The sequence below is a fragment of the Klebsiella quasipneumoniae subsp. quasipneumoniae genome (assembly GCF_020525925.1).
GTDB classification, from domain to species: domain Bacteria; phylum Pseudomonadota; class Gammaproteobacteria; order Enterobacterales; family Enterobacteriaceae; genus Klebsiella; species Klebsiella quasipneumoniae.
In genome coordinates this window covers 4895431-4913377 of sequence record NZ_CP084876.1, presented here as the reverse complement: position 1 = coordinate 4913377, position 17947 = coordinate 4895431, and the positions used below count along the sequence as shown (strand labels likewise).

Annotated in this window: 13 protein-coding genes and 1 tRNA gene; 3 read left to right on the top strand and 11 right to left on the bottom strand. The window is 58.9% G+C overall.

The features are described from left to right. Positions 1-35 precede the first annotated feature (35 nt). Genes pgaD through pgaA form a run of 4 tightly spaced genes read right to left on the bottom strand, consistent with a single transcriptional unit; the run spans position 36 to position 6274 of the window. Positions 36-482: a poly-beta-1,6-N-acetyl-D-glucosamine biosynthesis protein PgaD gene (pgaD, locus tag LGM20_RS23540; protein WP_032454595.1), complete on the bottom strand. Its 447-nt coding sequence runs from the start codon at positions 480-482 to the stop codon at positions 36-38. Continuing rightward, complete coding sequence (gene pgaC, locus LGM20_RS23535; protein ID WP_004206396.1) at positions 479-1810, bottom strand: poly-beta-1,6-N-acetyl-D-glucosamine synthase; 1332 nt, start codon at positions 1808-1810, stop codon at positions 479-481. Before pgaC ends, pgaD begins: the two co-directional genes overlap by 4 nt. Further along, positions 1803-3818, bottom strand: coding sequence for a poly-beta-1,6-N-acetyl-D-glucosamine N-deacetylase PgaB (gene pgaB / locus LGM20_RS23530; protein WP_044525159.1), 2016 nt, complete (start codon positions 3816-3818; stop codon positions 1803-1805). Before pgaB ends, pgaC begins: the two co-directional genes overlap by 8 nt. 8 nt (positions 3819-3826) lie before the next feature. Next, entirely contained in the window at positions 3827-6274 is a 2448-nt protein-coding gene (gene pgaA, locus LGM20_RS23525) for a poly-beta-1,6 N-acetyl-D-glucosamine export porin PgaA (RefSeq protein WP_072199178.1), read from the bottom strand. Positions 6275-6907: 633 nt separating this feature from the next. Here pgaA and LGM20_RS23520 point away from each other — a divergent pair. Next, a complete protein-coding gene (locus LGM20_RS23520; RefSeq protein WP_044525160.1) occupies positions 6908-7474 on the top strand; it encodes a helix-turn-helix transcriptional regulator in 567 nt (188 codons plus the stop codon). 245 nt (positions 7475-7719) lie between these two features. Beyond that, the gene (locus LGM20_RS23515; protein ID WP_305953346.1) at positions 7720-8076 is read left to right on the top strand and encodes a PerC family transcriptional regulator; all 357 of its coding nucleotides are present in this window, start codon (positions 7720-7722) and stop codon (positions 8074-8076) included. Between the two features lie 1051 nt (positions 8077-9127). On the opposite strand, the gene LGM20_RS23510 is transcribed toward LGM20_RS23515, so the two are convergent. From LGM20_RS23510 to aspA, 7 genes are all read right to left on the bottom strand, one after another. Continuing rightward, positions 9128-9203 (bottom strand) — tRNA-Phe (locus LGM20_RS23510). A gap of 115 nt (positions 9204-9318) precedes the next feature. Continuing rightward, the gene (locus tag LGM20_RS23505) at positions 9319-11406 is read right to left on the bottom strand and encodes a DUF1176 domain-containing protein (RefSeq protein ID WP_044525170.1); all 2088 of its coding nucleotides are present in this window, start codon (positions 11404-11406) and stop codon (positions 9319-9321) included. A 67-nt stretch (positions 11407-11473) separates the two neighbouring features. Next, a complete protein-coding gene (locus LGM20_RS23500; protein WP_032429251.1) occupies positions 11474-12049 on the bottom strand; it encodes a transcriptional regulator in 576 nt (191 codons plus the stop codon). Positions 12050-12084: 35 nt separating this feature from the next. Beyond that, positions 12085-13881, bottom strand: a complete 1797-nt coding sequence (locus LGM20_RS23495) for a protein-disulfide reductase DsbD (protein ID WP_044525171.1) — start codon at positions 13879-13881, stop codon at positions 12085-12087. Continuing rightward, a complete protein-coding gene (gene cutA, locus LGM20_RS23490; RefSeq protein ID WP_004206404.1) occupies positions 13857-14180 on the bottom strand; it encodes a divalent cation tolerance protein CutA in 324 nt (107 codons plus the stop codon). The genes LGM20_RS23495 and cutA overlap by 25 nt, the downstream gene beginning before the upstream one ends. Before the next feature lie 94 nt (positions 14181-14274). Further along, on the bottom strand, positions 14275-15576 hold the full coding sequence (locus LGM20_RS23485) for an anaerobic C4-dicarboxylate transporter (RefSeq protein ID WP_044525172.1): 1302 nt from the start codon (positions 15574-15576) through the stop codon (positions 14275-14277). Positions 15577-15690: 114 nt separating this feature from the next. Then, positions 15691-17127: an aspartate ammonia-lyase gene (gene aspA / locus LGM20_RS23480; RefSeq protein WP_004177762.1), complete on the bottom strand. Its 1437-nt coding sequence runs from the start codon at positions 17125-17127 to the stop codon at positions 15691-15693. A gap of 337 nt (positions 17128-17464) precedes the next feature. Here aspA and LGM20_RS23475 point away from each other — a divergent pair, with 337 nt between their 5' ends. Continuing rightward, a complete protein-coding gene (locus LGM20_RS23475; protein WP_023291691.1) occupies positions 17465-17941 on the top strand; it encodes an FxsA family protein in 477 nt (158 codons plus the stop codon). The last annotated feature ends 6 nt before the right edge of the window (positions 17942-17947 follow it).

The window sequence follows — 17947 nt, the reverse complement described above, 5'->3', positions numbered from 1 at the left end:
TTACCCAGTCAGGGCCGCCGGGGGCGGCCCTGCTATCATTCCTGATCCCTCTCCTCGGGCGGCGGCAGCGCGTGGCTTTTTAAATCAATAATCTGACCAATGTGATCGTGGTAAACGGTCAGCAAATTATAGCGACTCATTTCGGAGATGATCTGCGGGGCGACGTTAAAGCTGCTGGCCAGCTCCTCATCTCGCAGGGTAAGCACCGCGGTGTGACGCCGGGTATGGGCGCGGCGTCGGTTATAGTGGTACCAGAGGATCAGCAACCAGCCGTTCAGCGCGGCAATCAATAAATACACCAGCGCCGTATTCAGGGAGTCCATCAACGATGACCAGCGCGGGGAGGGCGGCGCGATGAACTGCATCAGCAAATTGGCGTAGAGAAAGAACAGAAAACCGAGCCAGGCCACCAGCGTTAAGCCGGCGTCCACCAGCCGGGGCAGCACGCGGTGTTCGGTTAAGATGAGCGTATTTTCATTCATCGCAGGCTTCCTTTTCCCCGGTCCGGGCTCACCCAGCGCGCGCGGGAACGTTGACGTTTCAACATCACTTTCGGAAAAGCGACCAGCGTGGTCAGCAGGCCGATCATCCAGTAAACCATCGGGAACCAGATCACCCAGAACAGGGATTTGGCGACCTTTTTCTCATAGCGCCGTTCGATATACAGGCTGGCGACGAACTGCAGCAGGCACATCAGGCCGAGCAGCATGCCGGTGAACTCAGGCGGAAACAGGCTGTGCACTGTCAGGTTGTCCGGCAATGGCATCAGGCGGCTGAGGATAAACAGCAGGATGGTGACCGCATAGGCAAAGGCCCACAGCGTGGAGCAGGCATACTCCAGAAACAGCGGCCACATCCGATGATGCTGCCAGTGAAACAGGCGGCGCAGGTTGACCAGAAAGACTTCGGCTCCCCCCTGGGCCCAGCGCAGACGCTGCTTCCATAACCCTTTGAGGGTCTCAGGCATCAGGATCCAGCACAGCGCCCGCGGCTCGAAAAAGATGTCCCAGTGGCGGAGCTGAAGCTTCCAGCTGATATCAATATCTTCAGTGATCATATCCGGGCTCCAGTAGCCGACGTCCGCCAGAGCCTGACGCCGGAAGGCGGCGATCACGCCGGAGACAGTAAAGACCCGGCCATAGATCCGCTGCGTCCGCTTGATAAGGCCAATGATCGACGAGAACTCCCCTACCTGAATGCGGCCGATCAGCGTGGATCGGGTGCGGATCCGCGGATTGCCGGTGACCGCCCCGACGTGCGGGTAGTGGATCAGCGGGGCGACCAGCCAGGCCGCGGTATCCCGGTCCAGCAGGGCGTCGCCATCGATGCAGACCAGCAGATCGCCGCGCGCGGCGGCGGCGCCCGCTTTGAGCGCCACCGCTTTTCCCTGATTGGCGGCCAGGTGGATCACCCGCAGCCTTGGCTCCTCCTGCGCCAATTGCTGGAGCACTTGGGCGGTGTTGTCCGAAGAGCCGTCGTTAATCGCGATCACTTCGAGGTTGGCGTAACGCTGGGCCAGCGCCGCGCTGATGGTCTCCCGGGCGTTTTTCTCCTCGTTAAAGCAGGGGATCAGGATCGAGATCAGCGGATTGCCCGGTAGCGACGGCGGCGGGGTATCCTCTCCCCACGGCCAGTGGCGCTCCAGCTGGAACCAGAAGTACAGACCCCCGGTGATCCATAGCACCGACATAAACAGCGGCCAGAAAAAGACAAAGTCGAGGATAAGCTCGCCGGTAAACGCCGCTGCGACGCCTAACGGCAGCCCGAAAACGAGGCATAAAATGCACAATGCGATAATGCGATCAGTCATGGTCAGGGTACCACCAGGAAGAAAATTGCGGTCTGATACGGGAGATATCTGGCTGATTGTTAATGAAATCGTCTGGGTAGTAGCCGTAATTTTTGACGCCGTTTAGCCGCAGCAAATGCATCCAGTCCGCCAGCTGTTGGTCGGGAATGGCGTTGTGTTGGCGTCGGTTCCAGTCTCTGGCCTGTAGCTCAAAGATGGTTTTCTTCAGCGCGCCCGGGCGGCGGGCGACGGCCTGCACCAGCCGCGTCAGCCAGGCCTGGCTGGCGTCAATCGGCACGGACTCCATCAGCGGCATCGCCATGGGGACCGTCCAGTCATAGGCGGCAAGGAAGTCATCCAGATTTTGCGCAAACCAGGCTTCGCTCTGCGGCTCAAGGATCGGCAGGGCGAAGAGATTACGCGCCGTTTTTACCTGCGGGCCGCGGATGGCCTGTACCGACTGGCGCAGCTGCAGAGTGAAGCGGGTCAGGGTTTGGCTTTTGAAACGCATCCATGCCTGGCGCTCTTGCGGACTTTGGGGCACCGGGCCGGCATCGTGCGCCAGGCCACTCTGCCGCCAGGCGGCGACCGCCTCCGGGCTCACGTCTTCAAAATCGGTCAGCACGGCGTCGTCGTGGAACAGAATCCCGCTGAAGCTGGCGTGTCGGGCCAGATCCTCATAGATGTCGGTGATCTGCTGGCGAACCCGGGGATCCCAGGGTGACAGGCGGACATAGGGCTGACGGGCAAGTAACGCCTTCCCGGTTTGCGGATCCCAGCGCTGAACGCGCGGCAGATCGGACGAGAGATCGAAGGCCAGCACCGGCATCCAGGCATAAACCTTCACCCCGCCGCGGGTCTGTAGCTGCCAGGAGACGAAGTTAAACAGGTCGGCGCGCATCGGCAGCCAGCGGTTGGGGAAATAGAGCGACTTGACCGTGCCGTCACCCTGCGGGTCGGAGAAGGCCTGCAGAAAGACGTGACTGATTTTCATGTCATAGACGCGCTGCACCAGCTTATCGATATTCTTTGCCTGCTGGACGGGATTGGGGTCATAGACATAGTCCAGATCCACATGCATCACCCGAACAGGATCGGCTTCCTGGATCTGGGTTACGGCGTTGGCAAAGGCCTTGATCGACGGGTTACCGGCGATCAGCATGCGCGGAATATTATCCAGATCCTTCACGTTGCCCAGGCCGTCGTTCAGCGTAAACGCCAGTTGATACCCCTGCTGTTTGGCGATGGCCAGGGTGCTGCCGCTGGCGGCGCCGTAGGGCCACACCCAGGCGCGCGGCGCTTTCCCGGCGACGTCGTGGATTTTCGCCGTCACTTTCTGCACGTCATCGGCTATTCGCCGGGTAAACTGCGCGTCGCTTTCATAGCGGCCGGTGGTTTTATCCCAGCCGCGGTTAGCGGCGGCGGGCTCGCGGCTGCCCTGCGGATTGGCCGGCAGGCCGTAGTGCGAGGCCCAGGTGTGCGCGCCGATCTCCACCAGCGGCGAGCGACTAAGCTCGCGCACCATCTCCCAGGTGGCGAAGCGATCGCGCGGCGTCATCAGGCCGCCAAAATTAACGGGCTGGTTGGCGGGGGTGTCCACCCAGCTGCCCACCGGCGCCCACAGCGCCGGAACGTTCCAGGCTTTAAGCAGCGGCCAGACGCGAGTATAAAAACTGCTATAGCCATCGTCGAAGCTGAGAAGAAAAGCCTTAGGCGGCAGCGGCTTAAGGCCATGATGCGCGTCCAGAATGTCCTGAACGCTCACGGCATGGTAGCCGTGATGCAGCAGCCAGGCGATCTGCTCATTAAGCGCGCTGGTACGCACCGAAAGGTAACGCTGGTCGGCGGCGTCGTCTTCGACGTCATGATAGGCCAGCACCAGAAAGCGATCCGCCGGCCAGGGGTTATTGGCCTCCAGCTGGGGTCGTTGCTGCGGGGCGAGGAAGGGGACCTCCTCAGCACGCACGCTGAAGATAAGGCACAGCCAGCCGAGAAGCATCAGGCCGTTGCGCAGGGTCGTGTTCAGCATGGTCATCCTTAAAACCGTATGTTTGCATCAACAGTGATAGCGAGGTTGTTTTCACGTTTACCGTCGTAGGGGCGTTTATCCCAGTTCAGCATCACCCCGGCGTCGACGAGGTTGTTCCAGCGCAGACGCTGCCCGTAGCCCAGCGTCGTTATCGCGCCGGCGGCGTGATTTTTTTGCCAGTAGCTGCCGCCGCCGGCGAGCAGCTGCTGACTCCAGACGGTGTCATACCGCTGGTAAAGCGTGTGATCGACCGCCAGCGCCGCGGTGGCCGCGAGGTCGCGGGCCGGACTGTAATACGCGGTGTCGGTGCGGCTATTGGCGCTGGCCGACAGACCGGGCTGCAGATCCAGCGTTAGCCACGGGGTCTGCCAGAGGCGCTCTTTACCGGAGAGGGTGTACTCCTGACGACGGTTGTGGTCGGTAAAGCGGCTGGCGGCCGCGCTGACGCGGTACTCCCGGCGCTCGTTTTGATACCAGCGCAGCCAGCCTTCGCCGCGGTTGGCGCTGACGCCGTTGCGTAACGCGCGCAGCGGCGTCTGCTGCGAAATCCGCTCCAGCTCGCCGCCCAGCTGCCAGCGATCGTTGACGTCGTGCGCGGCGGAAAGGCGGACGCCGGGCTTATTCTCGCCGTGAAAATTGACGCTGGAGAGTTCAAGTTCTCCCCAGGCGTCGCGCGGACGCCATTCAATACCGGCGAACAGCTGGCGACGGCTGCCTTTCCCCTCTTCAAAATTGCCTTGGGCAAAGCGGTGGCCGCCGAACAATCGCCAGCTGTCGGCTATCGGCGGGCTGTAGATCGCCGTCTCAAAACTGAGGTCGTGGGTACCGCTCACCGGGTTGTCGGAATGCAGCCCTTTGCCGACGCTCAGGCGCAGCTCGGAGAAATGATGGATGTCGCGGGCTCTGGCCAGGCGCTGGGTATTCAGATCCCGTGGCGAGCGGGCGATAACGTCGTCGGTCAGCAGATCCATCTGCCGCCACTCCTGCAGATCGAGGGCGACCCAGGCCTGTTGGCGCTCCAGCTGCAGGCTGGCGGGCTCCAGGGCTTCCGCCGCTTTCAGCTGGCGTTCGGCTGCCCGCGGCAGCCCTCTGTCCTGCAGCAGGGCGGCATAGTCGATCTGCAGCCCCTGGTTGCCGGGGGCCGTCGCCGCCAGGCGCTGCATGCGGGCTTCGGCCTGCGGCAGGGCGTTGGTGGCGGAGAGATAGTGCACGTTAAGCGACTGCGCGGTGAGCCAGTCGTCGTTCGGCTGGGGCGTCGGCGAGCCGTAGAGATGACGGATATAGGGCGCATTCCGGGTGAGTCGGGCGACATACCGTTGCGCCGCCGGGTACTGAGCGGTGTCCAGCAGGGCGAAGAAAAGCTCATGTTCTTCATTCTGTTGGCTCGTCAGCCACGAGGGATGCTGATGAATAAGCGTCAACGCAGGCTCAATCTGCTTAAGCGCGATATAAGAGGAGATAACCCAGCCGATGGCCCAGTCGGGAACCGCCTGCTGCTGCGCCATCAGGCTTTGGTATTCGCGGATAACCTGCGCGTAGTCTGCGTTGGCGTACAGCGCGCCCAGACGGTCAATGCGCGCCCGGATGATGTCCGGGGCGGCCTGCGGGTCGGGACGCCAGGCGGCGATCATCGCGTCGTATTGCGCCAGCGCCGTGCGGGCCAGCGCGTAACGCGCATTTTCTTCACGGGAAGGCGTATCGGCAAGGCGCACCAGTTCGGCGGCGGCGTTCAGCTGCAGGTTGCGCTTTTCCGCGGGCGTCAGTTCGACGCTATTCGCGAGGCCGAGGGCGGGGGAGTCGATCCGGTTGCGGGTCAGGGTCGCCATCAGGCTCGCCAGCGCGGCTTTATTCTGCGGTTCGCGATCGAGGATCTGCGTGTCCACCAGCAGCTGGTCCCAGCTCTTGCCAAGCCGCAGGTAGACATAAGAGAGGGTCTGCAGGTGGGCAATGCTCGCCTGCTCCGCCACCAGGCGACGCGCTTCTCTGAGCGCCTCGCCGTCCTTGCGGGCATCGGCCAGCGTCTTGATATAGCCGATACGATAGTCGTCACTGTCGGGGGCCTGGCTGAGAGCCTGCTGCCAGAGGAGGAGCGAGGCTTGCCACTGTTTCTGGTTGCGCATCGCCTGCGCCGCGGCGGCGGTGCCCCGTGCGGGAAGCGGCATATAGACCTGATAGCGTCGCCAGACTTTCACCACCTCGTCGTCCTGGCCGGCCCAGAGGGCTACCTGCAGCCAGTCTGCAACCTGAGAAGGGGTTAAGGCATGCCGCAGCTGGTATTGCTGAAGATATGAGAGAAAGGGGGCGTACTGGCCTTGACGCGCTTGCAGGATCTGCTGGTCATAGAGCGAGTCCGCTCCCTGAACCAGCGTCGGGAAGAGCAAAAGCACACCGATTGACAGCGAGAGTTTCGTGTTGCGATTAAACAATAACGTATTTGAATAAGGTGATCTTTCCATTTCTATTTGCCATATGTTCATCAAGAATCCATTGCACAACACGACCGTCCTTTGACGGTGAGTTAAAGGATGAGGATGGTCCCATTTAGCTGACTGGCACTGCGGGTGAATGACTTATTGCAAAGTAATAAACATATCTCCTGTGGATAATTGAATGGATAATTTATACCCGATACCGCAGCGGATAAATATGGTTAAATGACGAACTGCGTTTTAAGATAAATCTGTAAAAATGGTTTAATTCGAATCGCCATGTTGAAGCGAGTTCCTTTAACTTACTGAAATAAATAAAAAATGGAGTTGGCTGAAATTTTGTTTTAATTTTGTTGGGTGGCTTATATTGCAGTGAAGAGAAAGGTTTTTCATGGATATTTAAGATGATTTCTGACAAAAATTCTCAATAGCAAAAAAAGCATCTTTTCTGTGGGATTTTTTTATTTATAATTAATCCGTTTATTTTCTGTCCGCACCCAGGGAGGTTTTTCACAGCCAGATTCAGATGCCGCGCTAATGATAAATCACAGATCTCGTTATTTTTACCGCCATGCGGAGCGTTCCCCAGGGGCAAGGAAAACGTCTGGTTGACGAGAATTTGTTGATTAAATGTTAAAGGGAAGACTTGTGGCAAATTCAATGATATTAGTTACCCAGGATCACTGTCTTTTTCAAGGAGTTAAAAATTTCTTTCCTGATATCATTCAGTTAGATTCTAGCGGAAAAGCGATTTTAGATAATGAGGTTGATGAACTCTCTCTGCTGGTTGATAGCCGTTCGCCGCTTTGTCATTACGATTATCTGGTCATGGAGGCGGCACAATCCAGAAAGCGAATATGCTGTATTGTCCTCGATATGCGCCATCGGGAAGAGCATTTACTCAGTCTGAAATCGTTTTTAAACATGTCATTATCACCCGCCGATATGGCGACCTTATTTGGGCTTTTTCTGGAGATGAAGAGCAAGCGGCTGACCAAAGAGTGGTTCGACAATCTGCGCTTAAGTATGACAGAGCAGCTGATGCTGCGTTTTCTTGGGGCGGGGATGACAATGGAGGAGGTGGCGGTGAATCTGAATACTTCGCTAAAAAGCCTTTACCGCAAGCGGACCGCGCTTTATGAGCGTCTGGGGTTAGATAATTTTAATGAAGCCTGCTTATTTATCTTCAAAAATAAACTTCTGGACCAGTCCGGTCGATCGCCATAAGGCGTGGTTGTACAGGGAATAGATGATATCGCAAGGTATGTGACGATGGAAATGTAATAAATTAAATAGATATTGATAGGTATAACCGTCGATACCAGTCGGTATCCAGGGCGGCGCCCGGCATATAATTCCGGAGCTCTTTGGAAGTAATTACCGCCATGGCGGTTTGCTATGCACAGCGATTATTATAATGATTATATTCCTTGCGCCGCAGAGGAATAGTTTTGTCATAAATTAACTCTACCATGGTATTCCGACTCACGCGTCGGAATACCATGAGATATCGTGAAAGCATCAGAGGAGCGAGGTGGATGAGAATAAGGGACAGTATTGCGGAGCGGTTAGAAGCCTGCGGGCTCTACCGTCGGGCGGCATCCAGATGGATTGAGGTGATGCAGCGTTGCCTGGACGATGAGGACCGAGAGTGGATCCGTCACCATCGCAATCAGTGTCTGAAAAAGGCGCAACGTCCGCCGGCGCCGAAAGAGGAGTTCGCCGATCTCCACCAGGCGGCAAAGGAGACGCAGTATCGCATGGGCATTGCGAAGCCCTATGGCGAAGCGTTCAGGCTGCCCGGCAAAGGGAAAACCGCCGCCGAGTAATACCTTTCTTCACTGCGTTTGCGCAGACGTTTCATTGACCCCCAGGCCCGCGCAAGCGCAGCGCCGCCGGGCGATATACATCAGACGCCGTACCCGCGTTTGTGCCGGATGGCGGCATCAATGCCTTATCCGGCCTACGGGTCCTGCCGCAGGCTCAAACAGCGTAGGCCCGCGCAAGCGCAGCGCCGCCGGGCGATATACATCAGACGCCGTACCCGCGGTTGTGCCGGATGGCGGCATCAATGCCTTATCCGGCCTACGGGTCCTGCCGCAGGCTCAAACAGCGTAGGCCCGCGCAAGCGCAGCGCCGCCGGGCGATATACATCAGACGCCGTACCCGCGGTTGTGCCGGATGGCGGCATAAATGCCTTATCCGGCCTACGGGTCCTCCCGCAGGCTCAAACAGCGCAGGCCCGCGCAAGCGCAGCGCCGCCGGGCGATATACATCAGACGCCGTACCCGCGGTTGTGCCGGATGGCGGCATAAATGCCTTATCCGGCCTACGGGTCCTCCCGCAGGCTCAAACAGCGCAGGCCCGCGCAAGCGCAGCGCCGCCGGGTGATATAAATCAGACGCCGTACCCGCGGTTGTGCCGGATGGCGGCATCAATGCCTTATCCGGCCTACGGGTCCTCCCGCAGGCTCAAACAGCGCAGGCCCGCACAAGCGCAGCGCCGCCGGGCGATATACATCAGACGCCGTGCCCGCGGTTGTGCCGGATGGCGGCATAAATGCCTTATCCGGCCTACGGGTCCTGCCGCAGGCTCAAACAGCGTAGGCCCGCGCAAGCGCAGCGCCGCCGGGCAGGGGATCATAGAGTGGAGTTCGATGAAGAGTCCGGATGCAGAAAAGCAAAAACCCAGCCATAGGCTGGGTTCTCTGAATAAGTGGTGCCCGGACTCGGACTAACGCCGCAGGCGTTGAACAGCGCGCGTGTCGCGCTGGCCCCGAAGGGGTGAGCCGCTGTGCGGCGAATAATCGAACGCAGTTCGATGAAGAGTCCGGATGTAGAAAAGCAAAAACCCAGCCATAGGCTGGGTTCTCTGAATAAGTGGTGCCCGGACTCGGAATCGAACCAAGGACACGGGGATTTTCAATCCCCTGCTCTACCGACTGAGCTATCCGGGCAACGGGGCGCATTAAACCGTAATCCGCCCACCCCGTCAACCAAATTTCTTAAATTACTTGTCGATTGCTTATCTTTGCGGCAATTCCGCGTTCAAAGGCGCATTTTGACTCAATATCACTGCATGCCGTTATCGCCTTCACGGCTTTTCCAGCCGCTGGTGACGGAGATAACGTGGCGCAACCCGGAGATCAGGTAATCACCAATGACCTCTTCATCTTCCCGCGGCGAGCTCAGCGTAATTTCCGCATCCACACCGTGACGATAGGCGCCATGATGGCTGAAAATAGTGCCGATATAACATTTTCCGTTCAGCCAGACCGGAATATAGGCCACCGTCTCATAGATATAGTTAACGGCAACGCCGCTGTAATAGTTGTCCGCCTCGTCGGCGGAGGCGCCGGGCGGAATGGGGCAGATCGGCGCATCGTTGTCGCTGGCGGGTTTGTCTTTCAGCAGGTTGCCCTGCATCACCTCCAGCGAGCGCAGCAGATCCGCTTTATCGCCGTCGCTCAGGCTGGGGGTCAGCGGTTGGTCTTTCTCCGGGGAGCGGATGCTGTTCAGCGTATAGCGATAGCGAACCGTCACCGCGGGCGTCTGGCTGGCGGTGCTGAACGGGCGCAGCAGATAGAGATTATCTTCGCCAAACTGGCCGTTGTACCACAGGGCATAGACCTGGCCGTTGATTTTGACCCAGTGGTTCCATTGGTTAGCCCCGCGGCCATTGATCGAAAAGAGGGCGCCGGGCACCCCGGCATCGAAATCTTCGCCGTTATCACTGTCGCTATCGTTGACGGCGGCAAAATCATCATCGCCGCGCCGGAGTACCCCGGTGTAGCTGAAGAGCCCGGTGCCGCCCACGTAGCTGTCGATGATCAGATCGCGTTTGCCGTCGCCGTCGAGGTCGATAAGCGTAAAGTTGACTTTACCGTTTTCTGAATCTGCGCTAATTGCGGAGCGCAGAAACGCCTGCCACTCGTCATCGCTGATATCCGGGGACGGTTTGCTGGTCGTCACCAGGCTGTCATCGGCGTAAGTGAGCGTGAAGTCGGTAATATGGCCGGTTAACGGAAACTGCTCGGCGACCCGGTTCAGCGCCAGTTCCGGATCGCTTTTTTGCGCTTTCAGCACCGCGTTGTACAGCGTTCGCAGGGCCAGGTTATCCGCTTCTTTCTGCTGCTTCGGGATCACCTGGCTGACAAAGGTCGGCAGCATCCAGGTGCCGCCCGGGGTGATTTCCCGGCACATACCGGTGCTGTACTTCAGGCTGGGAACGAAGGTTTTACCCTCCCAGACGCGCGTCTCGCCGGTTACGCAGTCGGCCATGCCCCGCTCTTTGTGCAGGAAGACCAGCGTGCCGTTGGCGTAGCTGGAGGCCTCGGTAGTGAGCAGCCGCGGTTTGCTCAACTGGGCGTTATCGACCAGCCACAGGGCATAGCCATCGTTATAGGGCGCTCGCCAGCAGAGCGCCTGCGCCAGCGAATGGGTTTTATCCAGCGCGGTGAGGGTGATCTGGCGCTCTGCCGCCGGAATGGCCGGGTTCTGCCAGTCTTCACAGCGCTGGTTCAGCAGCGGCGTCAGGGCGGGCAACAGCTTCTGGCGCTGGAGCATGCTCAGCGGTACAGGTTGCGCGTTGTGGATCACCGGCGCGGCGATGATTTCCTGGGCGGGGGCAGCGGGCAAAATGGCATCGTCGCCCGCGTTGCCTTTATCCAGCAGCGCGTCGGCGGTGCCGGTTCGTCGCTGAAACGCATCCATTTTACTCAGCACCTCGCGGCTGCCGGCGCTGGAAAGCGGCAGGTGCTGGCCGTTAAGCGTGAATTCAATTTTGCGCTGGTTCGCCAGGGCCTGCAGCACGGCGGAGGTCTGATCGCTGTCCAGACGGAAGTGGCTGTCATCCACGGCATCCAGCGAGCCGAGGTCCCGGTCGTCGATCAGCAGGCTGGCGGTGGAGTCGGCGGGGATATCGTGTTCGATCTGCGCGAAGGTGACCGTGGCGGTGAGGTGCTGTTCGCTGCCGGCGTTGCGGGTCAACAGCACGCTGACCTCGCCCATGCGGGCGCCGTAACCCGCCGCCCGGCAGGTGCCAGTGTTATCGCAGGCGAGCTCCCAGTCTTTTTGCGCAAAGGAAAAACCTTGCAGGGGCGCCGCCAGCAGAGGTGTGGAGCACAGCCCCAGCCAGGCAGCCCAGAAGAACGCGCGCATATCAATCCCTGTCAGCAATCAGTGAGGGGGAAATTATATGCGCGACGTGGCGGTTAGGATATCAGAATCAGGTTAAGGCCCCGCCCATACGGCACTGGGCGAAGCGCAGAATATCTTCTGCCAGCCGCCGCGCCGTATCGACATCCGTCTGGCTACGCTTGATCAGCAGACGGCTCAGACAGCCCTCGACAATCAGCTCCATCTGCTTGGCGACCATTTCCGGATCATCCACCTCCAGCTGGGTCAGCAGCTCATGAGTGTAGGCCAGCGAAGCCTGCTTCTGCTGTTCCGCCAGCTGGTGGATCGGGTGCTGGGCATCCGGATAGAAGGTGCAGGCGGCGATAAATAAACAGCCGGGGTAGCGCTGGTTGCTGACGCAGGTGGTAAGCGCGCTATAGCGCGCCAGCAGCTTTTGCTCTGCGCTTAAGGTGTCGTCCAGCAGCAGCTGACGGCGCCAGGCATCCACCTGGTGGCTCAGATAGCGAAGCGCGTCGTAGAGCAGCGCTTCGCGATCGGGCCAGAAGCGTTTCAGGTCGCTCGTCGGACAGGACACGCGCTCAGCGACCATCTCCAGCGACGTGTTGGCGATACCTTCAATTTCAAGAATTTTAATGGCTTCTGCCAGGACGTCTTCACGTAGCACGGTGTTCTCCTCCATCTTTCCTCCTAAAGTGTCGCTCACGCTTGCCAATCGCGCAAATGGGCGCTGAATGCCGCAGCATCCATAAAGCCGGTGACCCGCCGGTCGGGTTGTTCCTGGCCCTGCGCGTTGAAGAACAGGATCGTCGGCAGACCGAGCACCTGCAGGCGCTTCAGCAGCGCGGCGTCTTGCGGACTGTTTTTTGTCACATCAACCTGTAATAACACGACGCCTTTCAGCGCCTGCTGCACGTCAGGTGAACGAAAGGTGTATTTTTCAAACTCTTTGCAGGCTACACACCAGTCGGCGTAGAGATCGAGCATCACCGGCTGGCCTTTTGCCTGCGCCAGCGCCCGATCAAGCTCGGTCACCGAGCTGACGCGGGTGAAGGACAGATGCGCCTGCTGCTCGGGCGCCGGGGCGCCAAACGCCCAGTCCTGCAGCGGACGGGCGCTAACCAGCGCGGCGGCAAGAAGAATGATTTGCGCCAGCCGCATCCACGGCCGGGTCGCGCCCAGCGAGGTGATAAACGCCCAGCTGAAGAAGGCGACGCCAAGCATTGACCACAGACGTAATCCCCACTGGTCGCCGAGGATGCGCTCCAGCAGGAAAACGGGCAGAGCCAGGATCACGAATCCGAAGGCGGTCTTCACATGGCTCATCCACGGGCCGCTCTTCGGCAGCAGACGGTTGCCAAACACGGTGACGAGAATCAACGGCAGGCCCATGCCCAGCGCGTAGAGGTACAGCGTGCCGCCGCCCAGCCACAGATTACCGCTCTGGGCGATATATAACAGGATGGCGCTCAGCGGCGCAGTGGTGCAGGGGGAGCAGATCAGCCCGGCAATCGCGCCCATCGCAAAGACTCCGCCGGGCGAGCCGCCCTGGCGCTTATTGCTGAGCAGCGCCAGCCGGGTCTGCAGCGAGGAGGGCAGCTGTAGCGTGAACAGGCCGAACATGGAGAGCGCCAGCAGTATAAACACTGCCGACAGACCCACCAGCACATACGGGTGCTGCAGGGCCGCCTGGAACTGCAGCCCGGCGGCGGCCACCACCAGCCCCAGCGCGGTATAGGTTAAGGCCATCCCCTGGACATAAATAAAGGCCAGCAGCAGGGCGCGCGCGGTGGAAAGCCGCTGTTTGCCGCCCAGCACGATGCCGGAAATCAGCGGATACATCGGCAGCACGCAGGGGGTGAAGGCGATACCAATGCCTATCAGCAGCGCCCACAGGGCGGTGAAAGGCAGGCGGGCGGGGGCGTCAGCGGGCGGCGCTGAGGCAGGCGCAGGTGAAGTGGCGACCTCCGGGGCCGGACGCGGCTCAACCGGCAGCGGCGGGTTGAACGCCGGACGGCTGCTCGCCGGCGGCGCAGGGGCAATGGTGGTCGCCCGGCCATCTGCCGAAGCCGCCAGCACGGCGCTCAGCGGGATCACTTTGGTCTCCGGCGGATAACAGAATCCGGCATCGGCGCAGCCCTGCCAGGTGACGGTGAGGGTGGCGTCTTTGTCCGCCTGCTTCACCGTGACCGGGACAGTCAGGCGCTGACGAAAGATCTCGCTTTTGCCGTAAAACTCATCCTCATGCCACTCGCCCGCCGGCAGCGCCGGTTCGGCGATCGTCGCCCCGGCGGCGCGGAAGGTAAACTGTTGACGATAAAGATAGTAACCATCCTTGATTTGCCAGCTCAGGTTGAGGTCATGCTGTTGCTGCTGAAAGTCAAAGGCGAAGGCCTGGTCAGCAGGCACAAAGTTCGAGCGCCCCGGCGCGTCGAATAACCCGGCGGTGGCTGACGCGCTGCACAGCAGCAGGATCAGCGTAAAGATGCGGTAAGCCATGAGAGGTAATCGTTGTCTCCATACGTGACGGGCAGAACCAGCAGTTCAGGGGTTTGATACGGGTGGTGAGACTTCAGGCAGTCCAGCAGCGCCTGCTGATGGGCAAGATCGGTTTTGAGCAGCATCTGAACTTCATACTCCTGCTCCAGCTTCCCTTCCCAGTAATAGAGCGAGGTGGCGCCCGGCAGGAGCGTGGCGCAGGCGGCCAGCTTTTCGGCCAGCGCTTTTGCCGCCAGATCCTGGGCGGTCGCTTCATCCGGCGCGGTACAGAGCACAACAACAGCATCAGGCGTAGTCATCATGAACCTCGTATCAGCGAAAAGAGGCACTATAGCACGCAAGGTGGGGAGGATTAACGAAACGGGCCAGGATCTGGCCCGAATTTGAAGAGATTTACAGCATGATGCCGCCAAAAATAAACCCGAGGATCACGCACAGCGTAATGGCGATGACGCCGGGGATCAGGAAGGCGTGGTTGAAGACGTATTTACCGATGCGGGTGGAGCCGGTGTCATCCATTTCGACCGCCGCCAGCAGGGTGGGGTAGGTCGGCAGAACGAAAAGGGCGGAGACGGCGGCAAACGAGGCGATGGCCGTGAGAGGGCTCACGCCCAGCATCAGCGCGGCGGGCATCAGCGCTTTGGTGGTGGCCGCCTGCGAGTAGAGCAGCGTGGCGGCAAAGAACAGCACCACCGCCAGCAGCCACGGGTAGTTATGCAGCAGGTCGCCGGCCACGGCCTGGATATCGCTGATATGCGCTTTAACGAAGGTATCCCCCAGCCAGGCGACGCCGAGCACGCAGACGCAGGCGCTCATGCCGGACTTAAAGGTGCTGGCATTGAGCACTTCGCCGGTGTCGATTTTGCAGGTGATGCTGATCAGCGTGGCGATGGTCAGCATAAACACCACGATCGCCTCGTTACGCGGTAGTACCGGGTTTTTGATCAGACCGACGGTATCGCTGATGGCCGTGGCGTAGAACATCACCGCCACGATGCCGATCAGAAACAGCAGAACGGAACGTTTGGCGTGCGGCTTCAGCTCAAACACCTGGCTGCCGCGCAGTCTGACCTCACCCTTGGCCAGCCGCTCCTGGTAAACCGGGTCATCTTTCAGTTCGCAGCCGAGGAAATTGCAGACGATAGCGGTGAGCATCACCGCCAGCAGGGTGACCGGAATACAGATGGCCAGCAGCATCAGGTAGCTAACGCCCAGCGGCTCCAGGATCCCGGCAAAGAACACTACCGCGGCGGAGATGGGCGAAGCGGTGATCGCTATCTGGGAGGCCACCACCGCAATCGATAGCGGACGGGACGGACGGATGCCTTGCTCTTTGGCCACTTCGGTGATCACCGGCAGCGTGGAGAAGGCGGTATGGCCGGTGCCGGCGAGTACGGTCATAAACCAGGTCACCAGCGGGGCAAGGAAGGTAATATATTTCGGGTGGCGACGCAGCATCCGTTCGGCGAGGCTGACCAGGTAATCCATTCCGCCTGCGACCTGCATGGCGGCGATAGCGGCAATCACCGCCATAATGATTTCAATAACGTCGAAGGGGATCGCACCCGGTTTAATTTGAAAAATAAGCGTCAGGACAAGGACGCCAAGGCCACCGGCAAAGCCGATACCGATGCCGCTGAGCCGGGCGCCGAGATAAATCGCCAGCAGGACAATAACCAGTTCTGCACCAAACATATATGCCTTCCTTGTTTTTTAACAAGTTGATATTGGATTGTTGTATTTTAGTAAAACTAAAAAGCAAAAAGGCATGTCATCGCTGACATGCCTTTGAATGACTATCCGGAAAGATTACTGTTCGCTTTCATCGGTATAACGCTTCGCTTTATAAGCGGGATGCATCAGGTTTTGCGCGGAGAAAATGTCATCCAGCTCCGCCGCCGTCAGCAGCCCACGCTCCAGCACCACTTCCCGCACGCTCTTCCCGGTTTCGGCGCAGATCTTGCCGACGATATCGCCATTGTGGTGGCCGATAAACGGGTTGAGGTAGGTGACGATGCCGATGGAGTTATAGACGTAACCTTCGCACACCGCTTTGTTGGCAGTAATGCCGTTGACGCATTTCTCCAGCAGGTTGTAGCAGGCGTTGGTCAGAATGTGGATAGACTCGAACATTGCCTGGCCGATCACCGGCTCCATCACGTTCAGCTGCAGCTGCCCGGCTTCTGAGGCCATGGTCACCGTGGTGTCGTTGCCGATCACTTTAAAGCAGACCTGGTTGACCACCTCCGGCACCACCGGGTTAACCTTCGCCGGCATAATAGAAGAGCCAGCCTGCAGCTCAGGCAGGTTAATTTCGTTGAGGCCCGCGCGCGGTCCGGAAGAGAGCAGGCGCAGGTCGTTACAGATCTTGGACAGTTTCACCGCCAGGCGTTTCAGCGAGCTGTGAACCATGACGTACGCCCCGCAGTCCGAGGTGGCTTCAATCAGATCTTCCGCCGGAACGACCGGTAAGTTGCTCACTTCCGCCAGCTTCTGCACCGCCAGCTGTTGATAACCGTCCGGGGTGTTGAGGCGTGTGCCGATGGCGGTTGCGCCAAGGTTCACTTCCAGCAGCAGCTCCGCAGTGCGCAGAATGCTTTTGGTCTCTTCATTGAGCAGCACATTGAAGGCATGGAACTCCTGACCGAGGGTCATCGGCACCGCGTCCTGCAGCTGGGTGCGGCCCATCTTGAGGATGTCCTGGAACTCCTCGGCTTTCGCCTGGAAACCTTCGCCCAGCTGCTTAATCGCATCGATTAACTTGAGGATAGAGGCATACACCGCAATGCGGAATCCGGTCGGGTAGGCATCGTTGGTGGACTGGCATTTGTTGACGTGATCGTTTGGGTTCAGGTACTGGTATTCGCCTTTCTGGTGGCCCATCAGCTCGAGGCCGATGTTTGCCAGGACTTCGTTGGTGTTCATGTTTACGGAGGTGCCGGCCCCGCCCTGGAAGACATCGACCGGGAACTGGTCCATGCATTTGCCGTTATTCAGGACTTCGTCACAGGCGGCGATAATCGCATTTGCCGCGCTTTTGGGAATGGTCTGCAGCTCCTTGTTCGCCAGCGCGGCGGCTTTCTTCACCATCACCATGCCGCGCACGAATTCTGGTATGTCGCTGATTTTGCTGTTGCTAATGTAGAAGTTTTCAATCGCTCGCAGAGTATGAACGCCGTAGTAAGCGTCCGCGGGAACTTCCCTGGTGCCCAACAGATCTTCTTCGATACGAATGTTGTTTAACATGTGAACCTTCTTTTCAAGCTGCCAATGAATTCACCAAATACACAGAATATCCAGGATTCAGTATATTTTCTGGCCGACGATTATTTCCTTAACCGGCCCGGTGCCCAAGATCATATGCTGATGATAGCGAATATCAGTAAGCTTGATCACTTATTACATCGCGGGTGTGAGAAGATTTATTAATCTGTGAAATGGGTCACCGCTTTCCTATTCTTGGAAAAAATAAGCATTTCCGCTGATTGAAAAGGCGCTCAGCATCCCCATCTTAGTGGGATGCGATCAGCAAATTGATGACTACGGGGGCCGAATTCGGCGCCTGTCGATGAAGGAGACGCCGGTGCGTTGGATTCCGTTTATTGCCTTTTTTCTTTACGTTTACATTGAGATATCGATCTTTATCCAGGTCGCGCACGTGTTGGGCGTCTTTATGACGCTGATCCTGGTGATCTTTAGCTCGGTGGTGGGGATGTCGCTGGTGCGCAACCAGGGCTTCAAAAACTTCCTGCTGATGCAGCAGAAGATGGCCGCGGGCGAGAGCCCGGCGGCGGAGATGATCAAGAGCGTCTCGCTGATTATCGCTGGCCTGCTGCTGTTGATCCCGGGGTTCTTTACCGACTTCCTCGGCCTGCTGCTGCTTTTGCCCCCGGTGCAGAAGCACCTGACGATGAAGCTGATGCCGCATTTGCGCTTCAGCCGGATGCCGGGTGGCGGCTTTAGCGCCGGGACTGGCGGCGGAGAGACCTTCGAAGGGGAATACCAGCGCAAGGATGAACAGCGCGACCGTCTGGACCACAAGGACGATCGCCGCGATTAACGTTTA